General features: G+C 60.1%; 16 protein-coding genes. 8 read left to right on the forward strand and 8 right to left on the reverse strand.

Annotation, left to right across the window (positions count from 1 at the left end; translation table 11 throughout):
- Nucleotides 1-13: 13 nt before the first annotated feature.
- Nucleotides 14-823 carry a UDP-2,3-diacylglucosamine diphosphatase gene (locus H045_RS13185; protein WP_003238767.1) on the reverse strand — a complete coding sequence of 270 codons (810 nt, stop codon included), beginning with the start codon at nt 821-823 and terminating at the stop codon, nt 14-16.
- A gap of 221 nt (nt 824-1044) precedes the next feature.
- On the opposite strand from H045_RS13185, the gene H045_RS13190 reads away from it, so the two are divergent.
- A complete protein-coding gene (locus H045_RS13190; protein ID WP_015372600.1) occupies nt 1045-1926 on the forward strand; it encodes a DMT family transporter in 882 nt (293 codons plus the stop codon).
- Nucleotides 1927-1929: 3 nt separating this feature from the next.
- Here H045_RS13190 and H045_RS13195 read toward each other — a convergent pair whose 3' ends face one another.
- On the reverse strand, nt 1930-2217 hold the full coding sequence (locus tag H045_RS13195) for an Rdx family protein (protein WP_003238771.1): 288 nt from the start codon (nt 2215-2217) through the stop codon (nt 1930-1932).
- Nucleotides 2218-2301: 84 nt separating this feature from the next.
- Between H045_RS13195 and H045_RS13200 the strand changes: the two genes are divergently transcribed.
- The gene (locus H045_RS13200; protein WP_015372601.1) at nt 2302-4497 is read left to right on the forward strand and encodes a patatin-like phospholipase family protein; all 2196 of its coding nucleotides are present in this window, start codon (nt 2302-2304) and stop codon (nt 4495-4497) included.
- 115 nt (nt 4498-4612) lie between these two features.
- Here H045_RS13200 and H045_RS13205 read toward each other — a convergent pair whose 3' ends face one another.
- The 3 genes from H045_RS13205 to recQ form a co-directional block, all read right to left on the reverse strand.
- The gene (locus tag H045_RS13205; protein WP_015372597.1) at nt 4613-5872 is read right to left on the reverse strand and encodes an IS256 family transposase; all 1260 of its coding nucleotides are present in this window, start codon (nt 5870-5872) and stop codon (nt 4613-4615) included.
- 211 nt (nt 5873-6083) lie between these two features.
- Nucleotides 6084-6518: a MarR family transcriptional regulator gene (locus tag H045_RS13210; protein WP_003238775.1), complete on the reverse strand. Its 435-nt coding sequence runs from the start codon at nt 6516-6518 to the stop codon at nt 6084-6086.
- Nucleotides 6519-6639: 121 nt separating this feature from the next.
- Nucleotides 6640-8769 carry a DNA helicase RecQ gene (recQ, locus tag H045_RS13215; RefSeq protein ID WP_015372602.1) on the reverse strand — a complete coding sequence of 710 codons (2130 nt, stop codon included), beginning with the start codon at nt 8767-8769 and terminating at the stop codon, nt 6640-6642.
- 277 nt (nt 8770-9046) lie between these two features.
- Here recQ and H045_RS13220 point away from each other — a divergent pair, with 277 nt between their 5' ends.
- From H045_RS13220 to H045_RS13230, 3 genes are all read left to right on the forward strand, one after another.
- Entirely contained in the window at nt 9047-9634 is a 588-nt protein-coding gene (locus H045_RS13220; protein WP_003238779.1) for a UPF0149 family protein, read from the forward strand.
- Nucleotides 9635-9654: 20 nt separating this feature from the next.
- Nucleotides 9655-10038: a YbaN family protein gene (locus H045_RS13225; protein WP_003238781.1), complete on the forward strand. Its 384-nt coding sequence runs from the start codon at nt 9655-9657 to the stop codon at nt 10036-10038.
- A gap of 101 nt (nt 10039-10139) precedes the next feature.
- A complete protein-coding gene (locus H045_RS13230; protein WP_015372603.1) occupies nt 10140-13610 on the forward strand; it encodes a hybrid sensor histidine kinase/response regulator in 3471 nt (1156 codons plus the stop codon).
- A 40-nt stretch (nt 13611-13650) separates the two neighbouring features.
- Here H045_RS13230 and H045_RS13235 read toward each other — a convergent pair whose 3' ends face one another.
- Complete coding sequence (locus H045_RS13235; RefSeq protein ID WP_176717693.1) at nt 13651-15015, reverse strand: DNA recombination protein RmuC; 1365 nt, start codon at nt 15013-15015, stop codon at nt 13651-13653.
- Nucleotides 15016-15190: 175 nt separating this feature from the next.
- Nucleotides 15191-15514 (reverse strand): SEL1-like repeat protein, encoded by a 324-nt coding sequence (locus H045_RS13240; protein ID WP_032871629.1) that lies wholly within the window; start codon nt 15512-15514, stop codon nt 15191-15193.
- A 458-nt stretch (nt 15515-15972) separates the two neighbouring features.
- Here H045_RS13240 and H045_RS13245 point away from each other — a divergent pair, with 458 nt between their 5' ends.
- From H045_RS13245 to H045_RS13255, 3 genes are all read left to right on the forward strand, one after another.
- Nucleotides 15973-16278: a hypothetical protein gene (locus tag H045_RS13245; RefSeq protein WP_032871631.1), complete on the forward strand. Its 306-nt coding sequence runs from the start codon at nt 15973-15975 to the stop codon at nt 16276-16278.
- 444 nt (nt 16279-16722) lie between these two features.
- Nucleotides 16723-16947 (forward strand): hypothetical protein, encoded by a 225-nt coding sequence (locus tag H045_RS13250; RefSeq protein WP_003175353.1) that lies wholly within the window; start codon nt 16723-16725, stop codon nt 16945-16947.
- A 547-nt stretch (nt 16948-17494) separates the two neighbouring features.
- Entirely contained in the window at nt 17495-18772 is a 1278-nt protein-coding gene (locus H045_RS13255; RefSeq protein WP_003238791.1) for an OmpP1/FadL family transporter, read from the forward strand.
- Nucleotides 18773-18837: 65 nt separating this feature from the next.
- Here the strand turns inward: H045_RS13255 and H045_RS13260 are convergent, their stop codons facing one another.
- On the reverse strand, nt 18838-19389 hold the full coding sequence (locus H045_RS13260) for a glutathione peroxidase (protein ID WP_015372605.1): 552 nt from the start codon (nt 19387-19389) through the stop codon (nt 18838-18840).
- Nucleotides 19390-19410: the final 21 nt, after the last annotated feature.

Here is a 19410-nt window from a genome sequence, read left to right on the forward strand (position 1 = left end):
GTTGCATGGGCCTTTAGCCTGCCACCATCTCAGCTTTTAGCAGCGCCTCCTTCGCCTGCGCATCTGCCAGGCGATACAACTCGATCTGCCCATCCCAGTGTTCGATCAGCGCCGTGCACGACTCCACCCAATCCCCACAGTTGAGGTAATCCACCTCGCCCACCTTGCGAATCTCGGCATGGTGAATATGCCCGCACACCACGCCATGCAGTTCGCGCCGGGTCACTTCATGGGCGATGGCTTCTTCAAAATCGCTGATAAAACTCACCGCCGTTTTGACCTTGTGCTTCAAATACGCCGACAGCGACCAATAGCCGTAGCCATAGCGCGCCCGCCAATGGTTGAGCCAGCGGTTCAACGTGAGGGTGAATTCGTAAGCCGAGTCGCCCAGGAACGCCAGCCAGCGGTGATAGCGGGTGATCACGTCAAACTGGTCCCCGTGGATCACCAGCAGATGACGACCATCAGCGGTGACGTGCACGGCTTCATCCACCAACTGGATATTGCCCAGGATCAGCTTGGAGTAGCGCCTTAAAAATTCGTCATGGTTACCGGTGACATAGATCACCTCGGTGCCGCGCTTGGCCATGGTCAGCAGGCGGCGGATCACGTTGGTGTGGGCCTGGGGCCAATACATGCCGCCGCGCATTTTCCAGCCGTCGATGATATCGCCCACCAGGTACACCTTGTCGGCGTGATAGCCCTTGAGAAATTGCGACAGGTGTTCAGCCTGGCAATCCCGGGTGCCCAGGTGCACGTCGGAAATCCACAGGGTACGCACCCGTTGCTTGCGGCTGGGCTTGATGGACTCTGCACTGGTCATGGGCTTGCCTCGGCGGTGTTTTCGCGAGCTTGCGCCCTGGCGATTAATAGCCCATGACAACGGTGCGTCAGTCTGATGACAGCGCTCCTGCTTCTTTCATCCCGCTGCAGCGTGCAGTGTAGGAAACGTCACGCGATAAAAATCGCAGCGCGGACGACAGACGCTGACCTGCGCGACCCTCTAGACTGCGCACCTGTCCGCTCGTTGATTCAAGGATCGCAATGACTCCCCGCTCAGCCCTCGGCGCCCTGCATATCGGCGCACTGATGTTTGGCCTCACTGGCGTATTCGGCAAACTGGCCGCCGCCTCCCCCGCCATCATCGTGTTTGGTCGCGCCGCGTTTGCCGTGCTGGCCCTGGCGGTATTTGCCCGGTTCGCCAGCAATGCCCCCTGGAAACCATTGCGGCGCGACTGGCGTCGACTGGTGGTCAGCGGCGTTTTGCTGGCGGCGCACTGGGTGACATTCTTCATAGCGGTCAAAGTCGCCGGTGTCGCGGTTGCCACTCTGGGGTTTACCGCGTTTCCGGCGTTTACCGTGATTCTCGAGGGGCTGATTTTTCGCGAACGCATTCGCGCCAATGAAGTGCTGCTGGTGGCGCTGGTCACGGTGGGCCTGGTGCTGGTGACGCCGGACTTCAATCTCGCCAGCGAAGCCACCGGCGGCCTGCTGTGGGGGATTGCCTCGGGGTTGCTGTTCTCGTTGCTGTCACTGAATAACCGTGCCGGTTCCGGGCGAGTTCCGGCGGTGCAGGCGGCCTTGTGCCAGAACGTGGTGGTCGCGGTGTGCCTGTTGCCCGTGGCGGCACCGGGGCTGGCGGATGTGCGCGCGATTGACTGGCTGTGGATCGGCCTGCTCGGGGTGTTCTGTACGGGCCTGGCCCATAGTCTGTTTGTCGCCAGCCTGGCAGTGATCAAGGCGCGCACTGCGTCGGTGGTGTTCGCCATGGAGCCGGTCTATGGCATTACCGTGGCCTGGCTGTTGTTCGCCGAAACGCCAACCCTACGCATGCTGCTGGGCGGCGCGCTGATCATCGTCGCCATCGTGCTGTCCGGCCTGATGGGCAGCGCCGCTCAGGCCAAACAGCCGGCGGGGGCGAGTTGATCCCTACGCGGTACGATCGTTGTGCCCGAGGTCACGCTGCGGGTCGATCTGGTCGCGCAGCCGTTGCTTGAGCACCTTGGCCTCGGGAAAACCGCCGTCGGCCTTGCGCTCCCACAGTTGCACGCCGTCGCAGGTAATCCGAAACGTCCCGCCGGTCGCAGGCTCCAGCGCGACCCGGGCCAGGTCCTCGGCAAAGGTGCTTAACAGTTCCTGCGCCAGCCACGCCGCGCGAAGCAGCCATTGGCATTGGGTGCAGTAGGTGATGACGATCTCGGGTTTGCTCACGGACATAATTTGACAGGCTCCTGGCGTAACGGCCTCGGCGGATCGAGTGGCTATAATACCGGCCATTATCGCCCAGCCTTGAGATTCATGATGCGCCGCCTGCTGTCCTGCCTGTTCCTGTTCCTGTGCCTGCTCCCTCTTCTTGTCGATGCCGTTGAACCACCACGGCCGAAAATCGGCCTGGTGCTGTCCGGCGGCGCCGCGCGTGGCCTGGCCCACATCGGCGTGCTCAAGGCGCTGGAGGAGCAAGGCATCCACATCGACGCCATCGCCGGCACCAGCATGGGCGCGGTGATTGGTGGGCTGTATGCATCGGGCTACAAGATCGACGAACTGGAAAAACTCGCGCTGGGCATCGACTGGCAGCAAGCCCTGTCCGATGCGCCACCGCGCGAGGACGTACCGTTTCGACGCAAACAGGATGACCGGGATTTCCTGGTCAAGCAGAAACTCAGCTTTCGCGACGATGGCAGCCTCGGCCTGCCGCTGGGCGTGATCCAGGGCCAGAACCTGGCGCTGCTGCTGGAGAGCATGTTCGCCCACAGCAGCAACACGCGTAATTTTGACAAACTGCCCATCCCGTTTCGGGCGGTGGCCACGGACATCACCACGGGCGAAAAAGTGGTGTTCAGCAAGGGCCACCTGCCCCAGGTGATTCGCGCCAGCATGTCGATTCCCGCCGTGTTCGCCCCGGTGGAGCTGGACGGCCGATTGCTGGTGGACGGTGGCATGACCGATAACATTCCCCTGGATGTGGCCCGTGAGATGGGCGTCGACATTGCCATCGTGGTCGACATCGGCACCCCGCTGCGCTCGCGCAAGCAACTGGCAACGGTAGTGGACGTACTCAACCAATCCATCACCCTGATGACCCGGCGCAATTCCGAAGAACAACTCAAGGCCCTGCATCCCAAGGACGTGCTGATCCAGCCGCCGTTGAGCGCCTACGGCGTCAGCGACTTCGGCCGCGCCAGGGACATGATCGACGCCGGCTACCGCGCCACCCGCGCACTCGACCAGCGCCTGGCCCACTTGCGCCCCGCCGAACCCATTGACGCCGAACTGGCGGCCGCGCGGGCACCGGGCGAACGCACTCCGGTCATCACCGCTATCACCGTAGAGAACGACTCGAAAGTCAGCGATGACGTGATCCGCTATTACATTCGCCAACCCCTGGGCGAGCCCCTCAACCTGGGTCGACTGCAATCGGACATGGGCACCCTGTATGGCCTGGATTACTTCGAGCAGGTGCAATACCGCGTAGTGAAAAAGGGCCGCGACAACACCCTGGTGATCAGCGCACGGGGCAAGCGCAGCGGCACCGACTACCTGCGCCTGGGCCTGAATCTGTCAGACGACATGCGCGGCGACAGTGCCTTCAACCTGGGCGCCAGTTACCGTGTAAACGGCATCAACCGCCTCGGCGCCGAATGGCTGACGCGGATGCAGATCGGGGATCGGCAGGAGTTGTACAGCGAGTTCTACCAACCGATGGACGCTGGCTCGCGTTACTTCGTTGCGCCCTATATCACCGCCAAGGCACAAAACGTCGAGCTGGTGCTGGACAACGACCCGATCGCCGAATACCGCGTGGAGCGCTACGGATTCGGCCTGAATGTCGGCCGGCAGATCGGCAACAGCGGCGAGATTCGCTTCGGCGTCGGCGAAGCCTGGGGCAAGGCGGACGTACGCATCGGCGAACGCGACCTGCCGAGCGCAAGCTTCAGCGAAGGCTTCTATGAACTCAAATACTCCTTCGATTCGCTGGACAACGTGTACTTCCCCCACACGGGCGAAGATATCAGCCTGGCGTTTCGCGAATTCGAACCGGGACTGGGCTCCGACCAACGCTACCGACAATGGGAGTTCAAGCTGGACAAAGCCATGAGCCACGGCCCCGACACCCTGGTGCTGGGTGGGCGTTATGGGCGCACGCTGGACAATTCGGAGGTGGTGGTTTCCAGCTTTCTGCTGGGCGGCGCGCGGCAGCTGTCGGGGTTTCGTCAGGATGCGATTTCGGGGCAGAACATCAGCCTGATGCGGGCGGTTTACTATCGCCGGCTGACACCGCGCTCATATCTGCCGCTGGATTTTCCGCTGTACCTGGGGGCATCTCTGGAGCGGGGTCGGGCGTGGAACAATGATAATGAGTTCGACAGCGGGTATATCAATGCTGCGAGTGTGTTTTTGGGGTTTGATACGCCGCTGGGGCCGCTGAATTTCAGTTACGGATTTAATGATGAGCGGCAGAAGGCGGTTTATTTGAATTTGGGGCAGACGTTTTAAGGGGGGTGTTTTTGGGTGGGGTATATACCCGTTGCTGCGGTGATGGCGGATATTGAGAGTGTCAGATTTTTTGTGTTCGGGCCGGTTAAGGCCTGCCGTCAGGCAGGCCCTATCTTTACCAGGTCGGCCTGATAAATCGATCTCCGTACAGAATCGCAAATTGATTCATTGCGTTCTTCCAATCATGAGCCGCACTGCCCCAGTTCGCGGTGATATTTCGTAATGCCAGCCAGATTAGCTTTGTCGCGGCCTCATCCGTTGGGAAGTGGCCTCGCGTTTTGATGACCTTGCGCAACTGGGCATTGATACTCTCGATGGCATTGGTTGTGTAGATCACTTTGCGTATTGCCGGGGGAAACACGAAGAACGGTATAACTCGATCCCAAGCACGTTTCCAAGCCGATACGACTGTCGGATATTGCTTACCCCAAGGCCCGGCTTCGAAAGCCAGTAGCGCTTGTTCTGCGGCGTCAGCATTAAGTGCTTGATAGATCGGTTTCAGTGCCTTGGCCAGCTCACGGCGCTTATCCCACGGGGCGTAATCGAGGCTGTTACGGATCAGGTGGACGATGCAGGTCTGCAACGTCGTCTCAGGAAACACAGCACTCAGCGCTTCGGGCATGCCTTTGAGACCGTCAGTTACGGCGATCAAGACGTCTTCGACGCCTCGGGTTTTCAGGTCGTTAAAGACCTTCATCCAAAATTTGGCGCCTTCGGTTGTTTCAATCCAAATGCCCAGAATATCTCGCGTTCCGTCCGGCAATACTCCCAGTGCCAAGTAGATCGCTTTGTTGCGAACCAGGCCTTCGTCGCGAATTTTGACTCGCAATGCATCGAAGAAAATTACCGGGTACATCGGTTCAAGCGGTCGCTGTTGCCAGGCGGTAACCTCCTCCAACACTGCGTCAGTGACGGAGCTGATGAAATCGTGAGAGACGTCTGTTCCGTACTGTTCAGAGAGAAACGCCCGGATTTCGCGAACCGTCATGCCTCGGGCATACATCGCGATAATCTTGTCATCGAAGCCGGTAAAACGCCGTTCGTGTTTGGGGATCAGAATCGGAGCAAAGCTTCCATCACGGTCTCTGGGAATGTCCAAACGCAGCGGACCGTCATCGGTTAGCACCGTTTTTCCGCTCTTGCCGTTGCGCTGGTTACTCGATTCCTCAGGGCGCTCCGCGCCCTGAGGATAGCCAAGGTGGTGGCCCAACTCGGCACCAAGAGCTCGCTCGATCAGCGCCTTTTTGAACGCCATCGAGGCATCCTGAATGGCTTCGGCACTCATCGGGCCGCTGACGAACTGGTCGATCAGCTCTTGGGGAATGGATGGAAGGTCTCGCGGGGCCTCACGGGCCGGTTTCTTTTTGGTCGGCATACATGCACCTCTATCAACATGTTATGCCCGAACACAAAATTTATGACAGTCCCCGGATATTGGTTCCGCCCCTACGGCGGATCACTTTGGAAAAGAGCCGGAATGCCGGCCCAGTTCAAAGTAACCAAAGCAAAAGCAGTGTGATATCCATCGGAAAAATGGAGATCCCAATGTGGGAGGGGGGACCCACCAAACCACGGCACTCACTCAATCAAGACTTTTCCAAATTCCGCAAAATATGCCCATGCACCCGCATGCACACCTTCAAATCCGCCTCATCCACCCCCACAAACAACTCATGGCGCAAGGCAGTCGCAATCGTCTCAATCTGATCAATCAACGGCCGAGCCGTATCACACAACAAAATCCGCTTGGCCCGCCGGTCTTCCACCACCGCCTGACGCTGCACCAACCCCTGCCCCTCGAGGCTGTCGAGCAACCGCGCAAGGGTCGGACCTTCCACACCAACGCTCTGCGCCAGCTCTCGCTGAGTCGGCGCGTCTTCGAACCGCGCCAGGTGCAGCAGCACCAGCCAGCGTGCCTGGGACAAGCCCAACCCCGCGAGGCGGCGGTCAAGCTCGGCGCGCCAACCTCGGGACATTTGCGCCAATTGCATGCCAAATCGGTGTTGATCGGTTAACGGCATAAAAAACTCGTGGGTTAGACTGAAAATAAAGTTTGGCTAATTATTAGTCAGCTAAGCATGAGCCATGCCCATAGGCAATAGTGGCTATGTACTGATTCGTTACATTGTCGCAATTGACCCATTAAATCTCGAATTCAGACTGCAAGGCCGCCCGTACGCAGTACAAGACGCCTTCCGGAACACGTCCGCTGAACAACGGTGCGATCTCCGCAACCGGCGGCAATTCGCCCTCTCCGTCAAGAAACGCATCCTGAATTTCGCCGAGCAGATCCTCCGGCAAATCAAGGGCCTGCTCAAGTGACAATTGCTGCTTGCCAATGGATTCGGCGAGCAAGGTATAGACGTTTTTTTCCGAACATTGCAGTTGGCCGGCAATCTGGATCGGCGTCATGCCGGCCCGCGCCAGGCTGATCAGTTCGTGGCGGATATCGGCGACTTCCTTCGGCGCTTCGGCCTGCCCGCCCAGCACTTCGAGGAAGGCCTGGCCATAACGCTCCAGCTTGCGCGCGCCCACGCCGCTGACTCTGCCCATCTCGGCCATGGTGGTGGGCTGCTCGCGCAGCATCTCCAGCAGGGTGGAGTCGGGGAAGATGACGTAAGGCGGAACGCTGTGTTCCTGCGCCAGTTTGCGGCGCAGGGTGCGCAGGGCTTCCCACTGCTCGCGCTCTTCACCGCGCACCAACTGACTGGCCGGGCTGGTGCTGCTGCTTTTCGCGGTGGTCTGGGGCTTGAGATCGCGGCGCAGTTCCAGGGTCACTTCGCCCTTGAGCAGCGGCCGGCAACTGTCGTTCAGGCGCAGACCACCGTAGCCTTCGATGTCGATGTCCACCAGGTTGCGCGCGACCATCTGCCGGAACAGCGAGCGCCATTCGCCCTCGGCGCGGGCCTTGCCGACGCCGTAGACCGAGAGTTTTTCGTGGCCGAAGCTGCGCACTTTCTCGTTGTCCTTGCCCAGCAGCACATCCACCAGGTGGCCCACGCCGTAGCGCTGGCCGGTGCGGTAGATAGTCGACAACGCCTGACGCGCCGGCTCGGTGGCGTCCCACGTCTGCACGCCATCGGTGCAGTTGTCGCAATGGCCGCAGGGCTCGGGCATGTCTTCGTCGAAGTAGGCGAGCAAGGTCTGGCGGCGGCAGCGGGTTTCTTCGCACAGCGACAGCATGGCGTCGAGCTTGTGCTGCTCAAGGCGCTTGTGACGCTCGTCGCCTTCGGAGTTCTGCAGCATCTGCTTGAGCATCACCACATCCTGCAGCCCGTAGACCATCCAGGCATCTGCCGGCAGGCCATCGCGGCCGGCACGCCCGGTTTCCTGGTAGTAGGCCTCAAGGGATTTGGGCAGGTCCATGTGAGCGACGAAGCGCACGTTTGACTTGTCGATGCCCATGCCGAACGCAATGGTTGCCACCATGATCAGACCTTCCTCATTGAGGAAGCGCTTCTGGTGGGCCGAGCGTGTCTCATTGGGCAGGCCCGCGTGGTACGGCAGCGCCGGGTAGCCCTGCTCGCAAAGGAACGCGGCGACTTCGTCGACCTTTTTGCGCGACAGGCAATAGACGATGCCCGCATCGCTGCGCCGCTCGGACAGGAGCGCAAGCAACTGCTTGCGCGGCTGCTCCTTGGGCACAATGCGGTAGAAGATATTCGGCCGGTCAAAACTCGACAGGAAGCGCTCGGCGTTCTGCAGATGCAGGCGTTCGACGATTTCTTCGCGGGTACGCTTGTCGGCGGTGGCGGTCAGGGCGATACGCGGCACGTCGGGAAACAGCTCGGCCAACTGGCCCAACTGCAAATACTCGCGACGAAAATCATGCCCCCATTGCGACACACAGTGAGCTTCGTCGATGGCGAACAGGGCGATTTCCAGGCTCTGCAGGAACGCCAGCATGCGCGGCTGCACCAGACGCTCGGGGGCCAGATAAAGCATTTTCACTTCGCCGCGCTTGATGCGTGCGGCCAGGTCGCGCTGCTGCTCGGCGCTGAGGGTGGAATTCAGGGAGGCGGCAGCGACGCCGAGTTCTTCCAGGGTGGCCACCTGATCGTCCATCAACGCGATCAAAGGCGAAACCACTACCGCCAGGCCGTTGCGCAGCAAAGCGGGCACCTGGAAGCACAAGGATTTACCACCACCGGTAGGCATCAATACCAGGGCATCACCACCCTTGGCCACGCGCTCAATGATCGCACCCTGGCGGCCACGAAAACTGTCGTAGCCGAAGATGTCCTTGAGGACGCGTTGAGCCTGCTCGAGCATGTAAAACTCCAAAATGGTGCCAAAATCCCTCTGTACAGGCTGGCCGAAAAACGGTGCTGGCACGGAAAATAATCCGTAAGCGAAGTTTTCCCGCGCTGCCGACCAGCCTGCATGGGGCATCACAAAACGCGGCAGTATACCCGAGCGTCATCCGGCAAAGGGCGCGACTGACGAATAGACCTCTCTCGCTAAAACCTGGCAAATATGCAGTGCGGCTGGCCTGGGCGCTCAAGAAAGCCTAGAATTCAGCATCGTTTATTCCCAAGGTAGTCCTTCAATGTCCTTCGCTGAGCAACTAACCCGCCTGCAAGCCTTCCTCGACGCCGATGAGCTGCATGACGAGGCGCTGGACTACGTGGCCGCCCACGGCTACCTGACCGCCCTGTCGATCTGCGCCGAAGTCGTCCCCGACCGTGAATGGATCGACGCGCTGTTCGCTGAGGAGCCTCGCTACACCGACGACGCCCACCGCGAGGAAATCGAATCCACCCTGCTGGCCCTCAAGGCCCACATCGGTCGCCAACTGGCATCCGACGAGGAATTCGAGTTGCCGTGCGAGCTGGACCTGGGCGAAGATCCGGACGACTCCGACCTGCGCGGCTGGTGCATCGGTTTCATGGAAGGCGTGTTTCTGCGTGAAGCCGCCTGGTTCGAGTCGGCTGAAGAAGAAGTCAGCGAGATGCTCCTGCCGATCATGGTCGGTTCTGGCCTGTTCGAGGAAGAAGCTGAATTCTCCGATATCGCCGCCGACGCCAACCTGATGGACGACATGATCGTACAGATCCCGGAAGCCCTGACCGCGCTGTACCTGCTGTGCAACGCGCCCGACGAAAAACCGGCGATTCTCAAGCCTCGCCACCACTGAGTGGTTTGCCCGTGACACCCATGGGCAATCGCTCGCCGCTCCTGCGCTATACGCTGCTGGCTATCGGCTGGCTCAGCGTGGCGCTGGGAGTGATTGGCATTTTCCTGCCGGTGCTGCCCACCACCCCCTTCCTCCTCCTTGCCGCCGCCTGCTTTGCACGCAGCTCGCCGCGCTTCTACCACTGGCTGGTGGAACACCCGCAGCTGGGCCCGTGGATTCGTGGTTATCTGGACGGCAACGGCATCCCGCTCAAGGGCAAGGTCTACGCCATCGGCCTGATGTGGTTGAGTATCAGCGTCTCCTGCTACCTGGTGCCTTCGCCTTGGGCGCGCGGGTTCATGCTGACCAGCGCCGTACTGGTGACGGTCTACATCCTGCGTCAGAAAACCCTGCCTCCGAGGTGATCGAGGGGGCGACCTTGGTCGACACTGACTAACACCCTGCATCATGCGAGACTGTCCCACCGGGCCGGGTCTGCCTGGGTGTTCCTGTGCTCGGAGTTAACATGACGCTGTCCAGCGGGCTGATCGCCGCCGTTGCCCTGGCCTATATGGCCATTATGTTTGCCATCGCCTTTTACGGTGACCGCCGCCGCGCGCCATTGCCACCGCGAGTGCGCGCCTGGGTGTATAGCCTGTCGCTGGCGGTGTATTGCACCAGCTGGACATTCTTCGGCGCCGTCGGCCAGGCCGCCGAACAACTCTGGGCATTCATCCCGATCTACCTGGGCCCGGTGCTGTTGCTGGTACTGGCACCCTGGGTGCTGCAAAAGATGGTGCTGATCAGCAAGCAGGAAAACATCACCTCCATCGCCGACTTTATCGCCGCCCGCTACGGCAAATCCCAGTCGCTGGCCGTGGTGGTGGCGTTGATCTGCCTGGTCGGCGTGCTGCCGTATATTGCCCTGCAACTCAAAGGCATCGTGCTTGGGGTCAATCTCTTGATTGGCTCTGGCGCCGACACCACCGGCACCCGCGCACAGGACACGGCGCTGGTGGTATCGCTGGTGCTGGCGCTGTTCACCATTGTTTTCGGCACCCGCAACCTTGACGCCACCGAACACCATCGCGGCATGGTGCTGGCGATTGCATTTGAATCGCTGGTCAAGCTGTTCGCATTTCTCGCGGTCGGCGCGTTTGTGACCTACGGCCTGTACGACGGTTTCGACGACCTGTTCAGCCAGGCGATGCTCGCACCCCGACTGGAGGAATACTGGAAAGAGACCATCAATTGGCCGTCGATGGTGGTACAGACGGGCGTCGCCATGATGGCGATCATCTGCCTGCCGCGGCAGTTCCACGTCACGGTGGTCGAGAACATTGATCCACAGGACCTGCGTCTGGCCAAGTGGGTGTTTCCGGCGTACCTGATCCTCGCAGCACTGTTTGTGGTGCCGATTGCCCTGGGCGGCAAAATGCTGCTGCCCGGCTCGGTGCTGCCTGACTCCTACGTGATCAGCCTGCCCCTGGCCGAAGCTCATCCGGCACTGGCAGTATTGGCGTTTATCGGCGGCGCCTCGGCGGCCACCGGCATGGTGATCGTGGCCAGCATCGCGCTGTCGACCATGGTCTCCAACGACATGCTGCTGCCCTGGCTGCTGCGCCGCTCCAGCGCCGAGCGGCCGTTCGAAGTGTTCCGCCACTGGATGCTCTCGGTGCGCCGGGTCAGCATTGTGATCATCCTGCTGCTGGCCTATGTCAGCTATCGGCTGCTGGGCTCCACCGCCAGCCTGGCCACCATCGGCCAGATCGCCTTTGCCGCGGTGACCCAACTGGCCCCCGCCATGCTCGGCGCGCTGTACTGGAAGCAGGCCAATCGACGGGGCGTGTTTGCAGGCCTCGCGGCAGGCACGTTCCTGTGGTTCTACACCCTGGTGCTACCGGTGACCGCGAAAAGTCTCGGCTGGTCCTTCAGCCTTTTCCCCGGCATGACCTGGCTGCATTCGCACCCGCTGGGGTTGTCCGTTACCTCGCTGACCCTCGGTACGGTGTTTTCCCTGGCAGGCAACTTCACCTTGTTCGTGTGGGTGTCGATGCTGTCGCGCACGCGCGTTTCCGAGCACTGGCAGGCCGGCCGCTTTATCGGCCAGGAGACCAGCCAGCGTGCGGGCGCCCGCTCGATGCTGTCGGTGCAGATCAGCGACCTGCTCAGCCTGGCGGCGCGCTTTGTCGGTGAGGAACGCGCGCAGCAGAGCTTCATCCGCTTCGCCTATCGCCAGGGCAAAGGCTTCAACCCCAACCAGAATGCCGACAACGACTGGATCGCCCACACCGAACGCCTGCTGGCCGGCGTACTCGGCGCCTCGTCGACGCGGGCGGTGGTGAAAGCGGCCATTGAAGGTCGGGAAATGCAGCTTGAGGACGTCGTCCGAATCGCCGACGAAGCCTCGGAAGTGCTGCAGTTCAACCGGGCGCTGTTGCAAGGCGCCATCGAGAACATCACCCAGGGCATCAGCGTGGTTGACCAGTCCCTCAAGCTGGTGGCCTGGAACCGCCGTTATTTGGAGCTGTTCAACTACCCGGACGGGCTGATCAGCGTGGGCAGGCCGATTGCCGACATCATTCGCTACAACGCCGAACGCGGCCTGTGCGGGCCGGGCGAGGCCGAGGTGCATGTAGCGCGACGCCTTCACTGGATGCGCCAGGGCCGCGCGCACACCTCCGAGCGTCTGTTTCCCAATGGCCGGGTGATCGAGCTGATCGGCAATCCGATGCCGGGCGGTGGCTTTGTCATGAGTTTCACCGACATTACCGCGTTTCGCGAAGCGGAGCAGGCACTCACCGAGGCCAATGAAGGCCTGGAACAACGGGTGACCGAGCGCACACATGAACTGTCCCAGCTCAATCTGGCACTGACCGACGCCAAGGGTGTGGCCGAGTCCGCCAGCCAGTCGAAAACCCGCTTTCTCGCGGCGGTGAGCCATGACTTGATGCAACCTTTGAACGCCGCACGTCTGTTCTCCGCTGCCCTTTCCCATCAGCACGACGGCCTGTCGAGTGACGCCCGGCAACTGGTGCAGCACCTGGACAGTTCGCTGCGTTCGGCTGAAGACCTGATCAGCGACCTGCTGGATATTTCGCGCCTGGAGAACGGCAAGATCAATCCGCAGCGTCAGCCGTTTGCGCTGAACGAACTGTTCGACACCCTCGGCGCCGAGTTCAAGGCGCTGGCCCAGGAGCAAGGCCTGCGCTTTCGTCTGCGTGGCAGCCGTCTGCGAGTCGACAGTGACATCAAGCTGCTGCGGCGGATTTTGCAGAACTTTCTGACCAACGCCTTCCGTTATGCCGAAGGACCGGTGCTGCTGGGCGTACGCCGGCGTCGTGGCGAATTATGCCTGGAGGTGTGGGACCGTGGCCCGGGCATTCCGCTGGATAAACAGAAGGTCATTTTCGAGGAATTCAAGCGCCTGGACAGCCACCAGACCCGCGCCGAAAAAGGCCTGGGACTGGGCCTGGCGATTGCCGACGGCTTGTGCCGAGTGCTGGGCCACCGTCTGAGCGTGCGCTCCTGGCCGGGCAAAGGCAGTGTGTTCAGCGTGCGCGTGCCATTGGCGCGCGATCAAGCCAGCCCGTCGCTCAAGCCCCCGCCGGAAACCGGTCAACCGCTGAGCGGTGCGCGGGTGCTGTGCGTGGACAACGAAGACAGCATCCTGATGGGGATGCGCAGCCTGCTGACCCGTTGGGGCTGCGACGTATGGACCGCCGCCGACCAGGCGCAATGCGCCGCCTTGCTCGCCGACGGCGTACGTCCACAACTGGTGCTGGTGGACTATCACCTGGACCACGGCGAAACCGGCACCGAGCTGATGGGGTGGTTACGTGCGCAATTGGCCGAGCCGATTCCCGGCGTGGTGATCAGCGCCGATGGCCGTGCGGAAACAGTGGCCGAGGTGCACGCAGCGGGGCTGGATTACCTGGCCAAGCCGGTAAAACCTGCGGCGCTGCGGGCACTGTTAAGCCGGCACTTGCCGCTGTAAGCCCGCTTCACTCGGTCAACATGTGGAGGGGGCTGCGTTTTTATTCAGGAAGGTGCGCCACGCCGTCGGCGTCGGTCATTGCGCGTTCGAGCAAATCGGCCGGCAGGCTTTTGCTGGCGCGGGCGCCGAGCAGCCTTAACTGTTCGGTGCGGCTGACCAGGTTTCCGCGTCCATCCGTAAGCTTGTTGCGCGCTGCGCTGTAAGCCTTATCCAACTGCTGCAGACGGTTGCCCACTTCATCCAGGTCTTGAATAAACAACACGAACTTGTCGTACAGCCAACCGGCGCGTTCGGCGATCTCCCGCGCGTTCTGGCTTTGACGCTCCTGCTTCCACAGGCTGTCGATCACGCGCAAGGTGGCGAGCAACGTGGTGGGGCTGACGATCACGATATGGCGGTCGAACGCTTCCTGGAACAGGTTGGGTTCGGCCTGCAAAGCCGCCGAAAAAGCCGCCTCGATGGGGACGAAGAGCAGCACGAAATCCAGACTGTGCAAGCCTTCCAGACGCTTGTAATCCTTGCCGGCCAAGCCTTTGACGTGATTGCGCAGGGACAGCACGTGCTGCTTCAGCGCGGCCTGGCCGATCCCCTCGTCATCCGCCGCCACGTACTGCTGATAGGCGGTCAGGCTGACCTTGGAGTCGACCACCACCTGCTTGTCACCGGGCAACATGATCAGCACATCGGGCTGGAAGCGCTCACCGTCCGGGCCTTTGAGGCTGACCTGTGTCTGGTACTCGCGGCCCTTCTCCAAGCCGGCATGTTCCAGCACCCGTTCAAGAATCAACTCGCCCCAGTTGCCCTGGGTTTTCTGGCCCTTGAGGGCGCGGGTCAGGTTGGTGGCTTCGTCCGACAGGCGCAGGTTCAGTTGCTGCAGGCGTTCAAGCTCCTTGGCCAGGGAGAAACGTTCACGGGCTTCATTCTGATAGCTTTCTTCGACGCGCTTTTCGAAGGACTGGATGCGCTCCTTGAGCGGATCGAGCAACTGGCCGAGGCGTTCCTGGCTGGTCTCGGCGAAGCGCTGCTCGCGCTCATCGAAGATTTTCCCCGCCAGCTCAGCGAATTGCGCACGCAGTTCATCCCGTGAACCTTGCAGGTCGGTGAGGCGTTGCTGGTGGCTGTCCTGCTGCTCGCGCAGCTCGGCGCGCAACGCGGCCGCCAGAGCGTCCAGGCGGCGCAGTTCGGTTTCATTGGCGCTGCGCTCGAGGTTCCAGGCGTGGGCGGCATCGCGCGCATTGTCGCGGTCGATCTGCAGCAGTTCGACCTCGCGCCGCAAGGCCGCGAGATCAGCCTGCTTGGCCGCATTGGCATGGCTCAGGTCGCTGATCTCATCGCGGCTGGCGTCCAACTGGGCGGCAAGCCCTTCCTGAGCCAGTTGCGCGGTGGCCAGTCGTTCTTCGAGCAGTTCCCAGCCGGTGGTGCGCGCGGTCAGGCGCCGCTGAAGCTGCCAGCACAGCGCCAATAACGGCACCGCCGCGCCTGCAAGGCCCAGCGCGAGGCTGGTCCAGTCAAAAGCCATAACCATGTTTGCCGTCACCGAAAAAGACCAAGGTTAACCAAGCGCAGGGCAGGAGGACAGCTCAGTCTTCGACCTGGCCCAATTCGCGCAGGGCACGGCGGTCACCGGCGCGAGCGGCCAGGCGCAGCAGGTCGTGGCCGATGCGCCGGTCTCGGGCATTCCCGCATTCGCGGCACATGAGTTGACCCAGGCGACTCTGCGCGGCCACCACCCCTTCGCGGGCCGGCTGTTTGAGCAAGCGCCCGGCAAAGTGCTTGACGTTGGCGTGGTGCCCCAGGCGCGGGCTGTCGAGCAGCCACAAGGCGACTTTAAGGGAAAAACGCTTGGGCGCGGTAACAGTCTGGGAGGTATCGGTAACAGAAGATGATACTGAGCGAAACTTCATAAAGCACTGTGGGACAGATCGGAAGGCGCGCCACTCTACTCTTTTTTTCGTTCAGGTAAAGCTGAAATAAACCTGCACGCCCGTGCTAGAGCAAGCGCTTGGGACAATCCACAGAAGCTGTGGATAACTCAGTGGACAACCGTGCTTTAACCTGCGCAAAGCCCCATGGAACGGGGGCCGCAGTCAAACTGACGATTTTTTCACCAATAAAAAAAAGCGATGTTTTTCATTGACTTAAATTTTCATTGCAGGCAAATGGCGGCTTCGGAGCGCAAGCAGGGGAAGAGCGACACACGCTGCAACCAATGTGCACAAGTGGCAATCAGCCGGCTATATGAGTGTGTTTTTTTGATTCGTCAACCGGCGCAAATGTTACCGAAGGTGCAAAGCCGGGACTTTTCAAATGCCGTTCCGGTCGCCACACTGCCCCACCTGGCAGCGCATCGGTATACGGATACATGAAAGGAATGCTGTTATTCGCCGTGTTGTTATTGGCCATCTGCGCAACATCCCTGGGCATCAATGCGGCGCTGCCCTCCCCCGACGGCGCACTGTTCGCCATTGCTATCCTGCTGTCTGCCGCGTTTACGGCGGTGAGCCTGTGCATTGAGCTGGGTGAAGGCCGGATCAACGACATGGGGGACGTGATGAAGGTGGTCGAAACAGGCCAATCACTGCGACTGACCCTGGCCACCTACGCGCTGGGCTGTTCATTGGCGGCAGCGATTACGGTGCTGGTCTATCGCGGGCTGCTTGGCGGCTGAATGAAGTTTTTTTGCCGACACACTTTCTTTTGGGATTTCGATCCGTTACTATCCGCGGCGTTAGTACCAAGCTGAAAGTCAATTCTGGTCGAAGAAATCCCCTGAACAACGCGGGATCGACCACCTAGATGGTTTCCAGGTATCGCTTGCGACGACACAGCCTTTGAACAAGCAAAGGGTGTCGCGAAGCTTCAATGCTCTGACCGAACCACCCTGCAGATTGATCAGGATCTTCACCCCGGGCCCAGAACCTTTGCCCTTGTTGTGTTGCCTGCCCTCCTAAGTACCTACCTGCCAGCCCAAGCGCGCCTTGATTATCAGCGCTTCAAACTGGCGGCTTTGTTCCAGTCAGGTTCTTCGTTTGATCAATGGTGATCAACGTTACTGGAACGTTTTAACGTTGCACGGTTCTTAAACCGTGTCATTTGTAGGAACACCCATAATATGAACGCTCAAATCCACACTCAGGATGCCATCCGCACCCTCACCAACGCTTTTGCCCCAATGAACTGCCTGATCATGGCCGCTCGCAAAGGCTGCTTCAGCTTCACGCTGGTCAACGAACACGGCATCGCGCGTCACAGCGAACGCCTGTACCCCGATCAATACTCCAGCGCAGAACCGCTGCAGGCCGTGATCGAGCGTACCCGTCAGGCATTGGTTGCCTGATCGACCCGAGTCGCTGAAACACAAAAACCCTGTCTGAAAAACAGGGTTTTTTATTGTCCGCGATTTGTACTCCTCTATGTATTCCTCAGCTCAAATAGATATAACCGTTATAACTGAATAAAGAAGATGTTTTAAAAACAGCCTTTTACATCACAAATATCACACTACACTTCAACTCGAGCGGCATGATCCGCTTTCGACGAGCCTGAGCTTCGATCCATTGCTGCCAAGCCCTCCGTGCTCGGGCTTCGTCGACCCTCCTCGCAGGTTGAAGCGTGAGCGAGTCTGCTCGACAGATGACACGTATCTGAAAATAAATATTTCATGGGCAACGCGCACTGCGCACTTTGCTCAACGCCCGGTAAACCGGTGTTTCACCCATGAATCATGAGGCCCGCCCACCGGGCAATTTGCAAGATGCGTCAAATAACGGGAATTATGGTCGGATTGTCCTACAAAACCGCTCTATCTCCTGTATTACAGCCTATAGCGCGATGTTAAATTTATTGATACTTTCCGCAACGGTGATCACCACGGAGTTCTAATAATGAAAAAAGTAATGCTCAAGACCACACTTAGCTTCGCCGTTGCCATGGCCTCCTCCCAACTGTTCGCAAGCGGCTTTGCGCTGAACGAACAGAGCGTCAGCGGGATGGGTACGGGTTTCGCAGGTCGTTCCTCTTCTGCCGATGATGCAAGCACTGTCTACGGCAACCCTGCCGGCATGGCGCGCCTGCAAGGCCAACAGGTCACCGGTGGCGCTGCAGCCATCGACGCCTCCACCGATATCAGCGACGTAAGTGGCCGCTCACGCGGCAGCAACAAAGGCGATATGGTGCCTTTCACTGGCGTTCCTTTCGGTTTCTACACCAATAAACTAAACGATCAATGGGCAGTCGGCTTCGGCGTTTATGCTCCGTTCGGCCTGGTGACCGATTACGAAAGCGGCTTCCAGGGCCGTGGCTTTGGCAGCAAAAGCGAAGTAAAAGTCATCACGTTGCAGCCTACCGTCAGCTACGCCTTCAATGATCGCGTTTCCGTAGGTTTTGGCCCGACCATCAACCGCATCGCCGGTACCCTGGAATCGGACCTGACGCTCAACCCTGCCGCGCCGGACACCAATATCAAGATCAAGGGTGACGACACCGCACTGGGCTTCAACGTCGGCGTGCTGGTTCAAGCCACCGATACCACCCGTGTCGGCCTGACCTATCACTCCAAGGTCAGCTACAAGCTTGATGGCCACACCGAAATCACCGCACCGACCGCGACCTCACCGTTCCTGCGCAGCAATCGCTACGATGCGTCGCTGAAGATCGACACCCCTGAGTCCTACGACCTGTCGGTCACCCAGGACCTGACTGATGCCTGGAAACTCTACGCGGGCGCCAGCTGGACCCGTTGGAGCCGTCTGAAAGACATCACCGTCGAAAACAAAGGCGTGAGCGGCGCTACCGGCGGTGCATTGGCACCAGCCCTGGTGAGCACCATCAAGGAAGACCAGAACTGGCACGATACCTGGGCCTACGCCCTGGGTACTTCGTACCAGCTGACCAAACAGGTGGTACTGCGTACCGGCCTGACGTTCGACCAGTCGCCGACCAACAACACGGATCGCTCGCCGCGCATCCCGACTGGCGACCGCACCATATTCAGCCTGGGCCTGGGCTACGAAGTGATGCCGAACATGACCGTCGACGTCGCCTACTCCTACCTGAAGGAAGAGGACGTCAAGGTTTCACGCGCCAACCAATTGGCCAGCTACAACGCCAAGTATGAAAACAGTGCCAATGGTTTCGGCCTGGGCATGACCTACCGCTTCTGATTCACAGCGGTATAAAAAAGCCCCGCTCTCCTGCAAGGGAGGCGGGGCTTTTCAATGGGCGTCGATCAGGGTTTGGAAGCGATTGCCTTTTCCACCGCCTCGATCAGCTCCGGGCTGTCCGGCTTGGTGAGGCTGGAAAAGTCGGCAATCACCTTGCCCTGGCGGTCCACCACGTACTTGTAGAAATTCCATTTGGGCGCGTTGCTCTGCTGCGCCAACACCTTGAACAGGTGCACCGCGTCCGCGCCCCTGACCGGCTGCGGCTCGGTCATGGTGAACGTCACGCCGTAATTCACATAGCAGACCTTGGCGGTCTCCTCGCCGGTCTTGGCCTCCTGCTTGAAGTCATCGGACGGCACGCCGAGCACTTCCAGCCCTTGATCCTTGTAACGTTGGTACAAGGCTTCAAGGCCTTTGAATTGCGGCGCGAACCCGCAGAAGCTCGCGGTGTTGACGATCAGCAACGGTTTGCCGGCAAAACGCTGGCACAGATCAATGGATTCTTTCGCACGCAACTTGGGCAACTGCCCTTCGAGCAGCGGCGGGCATTCGGCCGCCATCGCCACACCGCCAAAAGCCGCCATCAATACGGGAACTGCAAGCCAGCGCATGTGCATGTCGAAATATCCTATGAAGAA

The sequence above is a fragment of the Pseudomonas poae RE*1-1-14 genome (genome assembly GCF_000336465.1).
Classification (GTDB): Bacteria; Pseudomonadota; Gammaproteobacteria; order Pseudomonadales; family Pseudomonadaceae; genus Aquipseudomonas; species Aquipseudomonas poae.